The organism is Grimontia indica (assembly GCF_000333895.2).
In the GTDB taxonomy this organism is placed as follows: Bacteria; Pseudomonadota; Gammaproteobacteria; order Enterobacterales; family Vibrionaceae; genus Enterovibrio; species Enterovibrio indicus.
In genome coordinates, this window is sequence record NZ_ANFM02000041.1 from 22,496 (window position 1) to 30,610 (window position 8,115).

Annotated in this window: 6 protein-coding genes; 5 read left to right on the forward strand and 1 reads right to left on the reverse strand. The window is 48.8% G+C overall.

Going from position 1 to position 8,115, the window contains the following annotated elements; genetic code table 11:
• From D515_RS20780 to D515_RS20795, 4 genes are all read left to right on the forward strand, one after another.
• A complete protein-coding gene (locus D515_RS20780; protein ID WP_002541315.1) occupies positions 1–567 on the forward strand; it encodes a TRAP transporter small permease subunit in 567 nt (188 codons plus the stop codon).
• Complete coding sequence (locus tag D515_RS20785; protein WP_002541316.1) at positions 564–1,943, forward strand: TRAP transporter large permease; 1,380 nt, start codon at positions 564–566, stop codon at positions 1,941–1,943. Before D515_RS20780 ends, D515_RS20785 begins: the two co-directional genes overlap by 4 nt.
• A 201-nt stretch (positions 1,944–2,144) precedes the next feature.
• Positions 2,145–4,058 (forward strand): FG-GAP repeat protein, encoded by a 1,914-nt coding sequence (locus D515_RS20790; protein ID WP_002541317.1) that lies wholly within the window; start codon positions 2,145–2,147, stop codon positions 4,056–4,058.
• 93 nt (positions 4,059–4,151) lie between these two features.
• Positions 4,152–4,799, forward strand: a complete 648-nt coding sequence (locus tag D515_RS20795; RefSeq protein WP_197076328.1) for a LysE family translocator — start codon at positions 4,152–4,154, stop codon at positions 4,797–4,799.
• Between the two features lie 14 nt (positions 4,800–4,813).
• Here D515_RS20795 and D515_RS20800 read toward each other — a convergent pair whose 3' ends face one another.
• The gene (locus tag D515_RS20800; protein WP_002541319.1) at positions 4,814–5,914 is read right to left on the reverse strand and encodes a response regulator; all 1,101 of its coding nucleotides are present in this window, start codon (positions 5,912–5,914) and stop codon (positions 4,814–4,816) included.
• Between the two features lie 165 nt (positions 5,915–6,079).
• Between D515_RS20800 and D515_RS20805 the strand changes: the two genes are divergently transcribed.
• On the forward strand, positions 6,080–8,115 hold a 2,036-nt coding region (locus D515_RS20805; protein WP_051997541.1), incomplete at its 3' end, for an ATP-binding protein.

Below are 8,115 nucleotides of genomic sequence, written 5' to 3' on the forward strand. Positions count from 1 at the left end.
ATGGAAACCGCTTCTCCTTTTCTGATTTCCCTGATTAAAGGGATCAATCGATTCAGTGATTGGACGGGTCGCTTCGTTTCCTGGTTCGTGTTGGCAATTGTGCTTATCACCTTCGTGGTGGTGGTGATGCGTTATGTGTTTAACACGGGCTCAGTGTTTATGCAGGAGTCCGTTCTCTATTTTCATAACTATGTGATTATGCTGGGTGCCGCTTATGCGTTGCTCAAAGGCGCTCACGTTCGCGTGGATATTTTCTACCGCCCAATGTCTGACAAGAAAAAAGCATGGGTGGACTTGTTTGGCTTTTTACTTTTATTGCTTCCTACCTGTGTGTTTATTTTCTATATCGCTTGGGATTATGTGGCTGCATCATGGTCGATTATGGAAGGTTCTCAGGAAGCCGGCGGCGTAGATGCCCGCTATATCTTTAAAACCAGCATTCTTATTATGCCAGCGCTTGTGCTGCTTCAAGGCTTTGCGGAAGCGCTGAAAGCATTGCTAACGTTGACAGGTCATCAGGACTTGGCGAAGCAGTTGGAAGAACATGATGAGGAGCACGCACTATGACCGAGTTCCTCGCACTGTTTCTTTTCCTGTTTACCTTCGGCGTACTGCTGGTGGGCTACCCTGTCGCATTTACGCTGGGTGGTTCGGCGTTGTTATTTGCCTTTATCGGTGCAATCACAGGAACCTTTGATCCTGCGTTTCTTGAAGCCATTCCCAACCGTATTTCCGGCACCCTTTCTAATGAACTGTTAGTGGCCATTCCACTGTTCGTCTTTATGGGCGTGATGCTGGAGAAGTCCAAAATCGCGGAAGACTTGCTCGATACCATGGGACAGGTGTTTGGCGGACTAGCAGGTGGCTTGGGTATATCCGTGACCATCGTAGGTATGCTGCTGGCGGCGAGTACCGGTATTGTCGGTGCGACCGTGGTAACCATGGGCTTGCTGTCTCTGCCTTCGATGATGAAGCGCGGCTATTGTCCGCGTATCGCAACGGGAACGATTTGTGCCTCTGGAACACTGGGGCAGATTATCCCGCCATCTATTGTGCTAGTTCTTCTCGGCGATGTGATTTCATCGGCTTACCAACAGGCACAGCTTGATCAGGGGATCTACTCCCCAGAAAGTGTCACTGTGGGTGATTTATTCCTCGGTGCGTTGATCCCAGGTTTTGTGCTGGTGGGTCTATACATTGTGTACTTGATAGGTATCGCAATCCTCCAACCGCATCGTGTGCCACCCATTCCAGCTGAAGAGCGTAAGGTCAGCAAAGAACTCTTTGTTCAGGTACTGACGGTATTGATCCCGCCTGTGCTTCTGATTGTGCTGGTGTTGGGCTCAATCCTAACGGGTGTCGCCACACCAACAGAAGCCGCGTCGGTTGGGTCTGTCGGTGCCATCATTCTCGCGGCCAGCAAGCGCATGTTTAACCTCGCTATCCTCAAGGAAGTGATGCGCACTACAACAGAAGTCACAGCCATGGTCTTTATGATCTTGATTGGCGCGTCTCTGTTTGCGTTGGTGTTCCGTGGCTTTGGTGGTGACGACATCGTTCGCGACTTCCTCACTGGTCTTCCTGGTGGTGTGTTTGGTGCGATGCTGCTGGTCATGTTGGTGCTGTTCCTGTTGGGCTTCTTCCTTGATTTCATCGAAATTACTTTCGTGGTGATCCCGATTGTTGCGCCAATCCTGCTGACCATGGGTGTGGACCCGGTTTGGCTTGGCATCATGATTGCGTTGAACCTGCAAACTTCCTTCCTGACTCCACCTTTCGGATTTTCGCTCTTCTATCTGCGTGGTGTGGCACCGAATTCCATCACAACCATGGATATTTATCGTGGTGTGATGCCGTTTATTGCTATCCAGATTCTGGTGCTGATGATGCTGGCTTACTGGCCGTCATTGGCGACTTGGTTGCCAGAGTTGGTTTACGGCTAAGATTTGGTGTTTGCGTAAAACTGAAAGCCTCCTTCATAGGAGGCTTTTTACTGTGTATCAGTAAGACCATATTTTGCTATGGGGTATTCCATACTGCTATCTCAGCTCGAGATTTTTTGATTCAAATGTGAGCCATGTGTTTTCATGGTGGGTCTACATTTAGAGTAATACGCTTGAATATCGTCTCTTTAGTTTTTGGGAATGCTTCAGACCATTTTGATTCGCCCTCGCTGTACTTTGGCTTCCTCTCTTTTCATGCTTTTGCGTGTGGGGGTGTTGCTGACAGTATTTATGCTGACGGGTTGTCCCGACTTAGTGCTCTGGCAAGAGAGAAGTAAGCCCAAGGATGAAGCAAGCTCATCGACTTTAAGTGCCTTTAACATTATCTCGGTTTCTCCAGCCAATTCTTCTTCCCCAACTGCTTATATTGGTAGGGTGGAATTTGAGTGGGAGGCAGCAGGAGAAAATAATGAGTCCCCCATTTCCTACTCCATATGCCAGAAAGATCCCTCTGAGAGTCAAGGATGTTTGGAACTCGCATCTGTCACTAATGCACAGAGACTGAAAGTCGATATTGGTGGAGCTCTGAGTGCTGTTCAAAGTGATTATTTTATAAGAGCCTCCCGAGGTGGATTACAGAAAGATTCAAACGAAATTTCTATTGTAAACACAGTAGCAAATCAGCTTATTGGATACATCAAAGCATCAAATGCAGAGAGTCTGGACGAGTATGGGTCATCAATTGCACTGAGTGAAGATGGCAACACGCTAGCGGTCGGTGCGGCCAATGAAAGCTCAAATGCAACCGGAGTGAATGGAGATGAAGCAGATAATTCATCAGCCAGTTCTGGTGCAGTGTATGTCTATCGACGACAAGGTGGTGTCTGGTCGAAGCAAGCATATATAAAACCCTCGATACTAGATAGTGGGGACTACTTTGGTAAGAGCGTCTCGCTTAGCGCAGATGGAAACACTCTGTCAGTCACCGCCCCAGGCGAAGACTCTTCAACGAATAGCGTCAATAGCGATGCTTCTGACAATAGTGGAGATGGCAATGGTGCAGCTTACGTCTTTCGGTATTCAGCTGGTGCTTGGAGCCAGCAAGCTTACATCAAGCCATCCAACTCGGGTTCGAGGGATGCGTTTGGGAATTCTGGCCAACTGAGTGGGGATGGTAATACGTTTGCAGTATGTGCAAGAAATGAAGACTCAAATGCGATGGGCATCGATGGTGATGGCTCCAACAATTTGGCTTCAAATTCGGGAGCAGTTTATGTTTTTCGGTTTGATGGCAGTCATTGGGCTCAAGACGCTTACATCAAGGCATCTAATACTGAGGAAAATGACACTTTTTGTTTTGGTTTAGCGATAAGTGGCGATGGAAACACCATTGCATCGGGCGCATGGTCAGAAGACTCAGACACCACTGGCATAGATGGAGACCAGTCAAATAACGATGCAGTTAACGCGGGAGCCGTTTATGTTTTTCGTTACGATTTGGCATTAGGGTGGCAGCAGGAATCTTACATTAAAGCCTCTAACACCGGAAATGGTGACAGGTTTGGTAATTTAGTCGATCTTAATCAGGACGGAACCGTGCTGGTTGCGACTTCGTTTTACGAAGATTCTGATGGTTCTGGGGTCAATGGCGACCAGTCCAATAATGCAGCAAGTAACTCCGGCGCAGCTTACGTGTTTAGATATAGTGCCGGAAGTTGGACGCAAGAAGCATTCATTAAAATGGAAAACGCAGACAGTTTTGACCGTTTTGGAGAGTCGGTGGCGTTAAGCGGTGATGGAGGAACGCTTGTTATTGCATCGGCAGGGGATGACTCAAACGCTATTGGTATAGATGGGGAACAAACCGATAACTCGAACACAAATACTGGCTCAGCTGCTGTCTATCGTTATGATAATTCAGTGTGGACTTTCAGCCATTACCTCAAAGGAACCACCTCAGATGATGAAGATAATTTCGGGGCTTCTATCGCCTTGAGTGAAGATGGCTCGCGTATCGCGATCAGTGCCGACCTTGAATCTTCTTCTGCCTTAGACATCAACGGTGATCCCACGGATAATAGTGCCACCAACTCAGGAGCTGTCTATCTCTTCTAGCACCTTCAGCCATGTTGATTTTTGGCTTAATTGGATAACTCCTTCTTGACGCTGTAACGTCTCCAGTTTCTACTACGCTTCTTTATGCTTGTTATGTCCGGAGATGAAGTGGCATCTGCAGTTGATATCGCCATGTTGGCGGTGTTTATTCCAACATTCTTTTTTGTATCGGTCACGCCGGGTATGTGCATGACCCTAGCAATGACGCTAGGCATGAGTATTGGTGTACGTCGTAGTCTTCACATGATGTGGGGAGAGTTGATTGGTGTGGGCTTGGTTTCGCTGGCATCCGTTGCTGGCGTAGCGGCGATCATGCTCAATTACCCAGAGCTGTTTGCGATTCTGAAGTATCTGGGGGGTGCATACCTGTTTTACCTTGGTGTCCAGATGTGGCTATCTAAAGGGAAAATGGCGATTCCGCAGGACTTCACTTCAAATTCAGATACGTCTCGACTGACGCTGGCAATGCAAGGCTTCGTGACTGCCATTGCCAACCCGAAAGGCTGGGCGTTTATGATTTCCCTGTTGCCACCGTTCATTAACCCTTCTTTAGCGTTGCCACCTCAGCTTTCCGTGCTGATTGGCATCATCCTGCTGACAGAGTTTGGCTGTTTACTACTTTATGCTTCGGGCGGCCGCACGCTGCGCCACTTCCTGCAAAAAAGCGGTAATGTGCGAATGATGAACCGCATCGCGGGCTCATTGATGATGGGTGTAGGTGTTTGGTTGGCTGTGGGCTGATTAATCCTCGGCGTTCAGTCTTTGTAAGTCTCTGCGATCTTTATAAAGTCTGCCTGCATTTCAAACATGATATCGACTAACAGAGGGTCGAAATGCGATCCTCTGCCTTCCCGAATAATGTCAAACGCCTCGTCGTTGGTCATTGCAGATTTGTAAATACGCTTACTGACCAACGCATCAAACACATCAGCAACCGCCATTAACCGCGCACTGAGCGGAATGTCTTCGCCAGCTAAGCCTTGCGGATAGCCAGAGCCATCCCACTTTTCATGGTGACCGTAGGCGATTTCTTTCGCTGCGCTCAGGAATGGATAATGCGCGTCTACTTCTTCCTCCGCTTTCACTATCGCGTCGTAGCCAAGTTTGGCGTGCGTTTTCATGATGTCGAATTCTTCGGCGGTCAGCTTGCCGGGTTTTAGCAAGATAGCATCTGGAATACCGACTTTGCCGATGTCGTGAAGCGGTGCGGTTTTGAACACCATAGTGACGTACTCGGGCGTCACTATGTCAGGATATTTACCACGCAGGTAGAGTTGGTCTGCAAGGATTTTTACATAGTACTGGGTACGGACGATGTGATTACCGGTTTCCTGATCGCGTGTTTCCGCCAGGCTTGCGAGTGCATTGATAGTGACATCCTGAATAACACTGAGTTCTTTAACCCGACGCTGAACTTCCGCTTCCAAAAACTCATTTTGATCATGCAGGAAGTCTTTAGACGCTTTGTTCTCTAGATGGATGCGGATGCGCGCCATCGTGATAGGCGGACTGAGAGGCTTTTTGATGTAGTCAGCTGCACCCACAGAAAAACCAAATTCCTGATCTTCCGCTTTTGACTTAGAAGTCAGGAAGATAACTGGAATATCGCCACCGCCTTTTTTGGCTTTGATCTGACGGCAGACTTCGTAGCCGTCCATGCCAGGCATGACAACATCCAAAAGAATCAGATCAATGGAAAATTTTTCAACGATAGCGAGAGCTGTTTGGCCGTTGGTTGCTGCCTTGACTTCATAATCGTTCTTGAGCATCTCGCTCACGAACACAAGATTTTCAGGCGTATCATCGACGACCAATATGGTTGCGCGTTTCTTTGCGTTGTTTTCCGGTGACACCATTTACGGGATCCTGAATCACTTTCCACTTCTTCAATCCTAGGTCTACTCTTAATAATGTTCCAATTGTGAGTCACATTATTTTAATTGAGACATGCAGTTACAGCGTGCGCACAGACGTACGGTAAAAATGTTTGTAATGTGCCAACGGCGAGCAGATCAAAACCTATGAACAACGACAGTTTTTTGGGCGTATTAGCGTTCACTGGAAAGCTTATCTCAGAACTTATTGCAAGGGCGGGCAGCGTGTTGAGCACAGCACGAGCCCGCGCTTTCGTTATGGTGGTACTCACCTTGCTGCCGATATCCGTGCGAGCGGAAAAAGATCATGGCTATCTATCTGCCACTTCGCTTCCGCCGACGGGGGAGGGGGTCAGCCTGCTGCCGCTGCTTACCGGTATCATTCTTATACTGTTAGTGATTGTGGTCCGTGGGGCTGTCACCATCAAAGGCCTGCAGGCCCAAGTCAAAGATCAGCGCCAGAAGATCCGCCAGACCGAAAAAGACCTCTCTATCGCAAAACGTTCCGCCAGCGTGGCACATCAGGCGAAGCGAGATTTTCTTTCCAATATGTCCCATGAGCTAAGAACACCCTTAAACGCCATATTGGGGATGTCTCAGCTGGCGATGGACAGCGGCCTTGAAGGGAAACAGCAACGGTATATCAAGCGAGTCATCAGTGCGGCTAACTCATTGCTTGATGCGGTCAATGAAGTGTTGGATTTCACCAATGTTAAAGCAGGTAACCTTCACATTGAATGGGTTGAATGTAACCTCGAAACTATCCTGACACCCGTAGCTGACACGCTGGGCGAGCGGGCTCAGGAAAAAGAGGTGCTGTTTTGCGTCAACCTCGATATGGCGATTCCAAAGATCATAGATGCGGACTCTGTGCGCCTCACTCAGGTGCTCATGGCGTTGGGTGATAATGCGGTGAAGTTTACCGACAGCGGAGAAGTCACACTCTCTGTCACGCTCGAATCCTGTCGGGACTCTGACGTTAAAATACGCTTTACGATTCGTGACACCGGGATTGGGATCCGCAGAAAGGACTTGGATAACCTCTTCCAGCCTTTTTCGCAGTCAGACAATTCCTCATCACGGGAGCATGGCGGTCGTGGGCTAGGACTAACACTAGCCCGTGAACTGGTGTCGCTGATGGGGGGCGAGTTGCAGGCTGATAGCCGCTTGGGGGAAGGGAGTGTATTTTCCTTCTCGCTGCCTTGTCAGTCCGGGTTGCGTGAAACCTCAAAACTCGGTGGAGCCTGGGCGCGTTCGCTTACGGCCAAAAGTGTACTCATCGTGTCGCCAAATTCTACCCTGCGCAACAACATGAAAGAGCCACTGGTTTTTGCTGGTGCCAATGTCAGTCAATGCCGGGATGTCGACGACATTGAGCACAGCAAGCAGAACATCGAGCGCGGGGTTTATGAGCATGTTGTCGTGGACTGGGATCTGATTACACCAGAGATGAAATCCAGTATTTCAACCATATTCAATAGCCTGTCACGAGCTCAATCCGTCCTTCTGCTGTGCGGAAAGAAACACTGTCTGGATATTCCTGATGCCAGACCGAACTTCGCGTTCAACTGGGTCACCATGCCTGTGCTTCCATCGAAATTTATGCGTTCGTTGACGGAAGAAGTACGCACCATCAAGCCGATCAAAAACGGTCGCCAAGACCTGCCAGAGCTGGAGCTGGAAGATGTTCCTGAACACGAAATGGCCATCAGGGATAAGGTCGTGTTGTTGGTTGAAGATAATCTGATCAATCAGGAAGTGGCACTGGGAGCGATGGAAACCTTGCCAATCAGTGTGCTGGTGGCAGACAACGGTGCAGAAGCCATTGAGATGGTTAAAGAACATCACGTTGATTTGATCTTGATGGATATGCAGATGCCGGTGGTTGATGGGGTGTCCGCAACCAAGAGCATTCGTCAGGAGCTAGGCATGAAAACCTTGCCGATACTTGCTATGACGGCAAACACCGATGCCCACGACGTGGCAGCGTGTCGTGAAGCGGGGATGAACGAGCATCTTGCCAAACCCATCAACTTTGAATTATTGCACGCCAAACTAATAGAGTGGCTTTCGAAAGATGCACCGGAAGAGAAGAAATCTGAGGCACCGCTTGAATCGGTTGTGGTTTCATCATCTACAGAACCAGAACCAGAACCAGAACCAGAACCAGAACCAGAACCAGA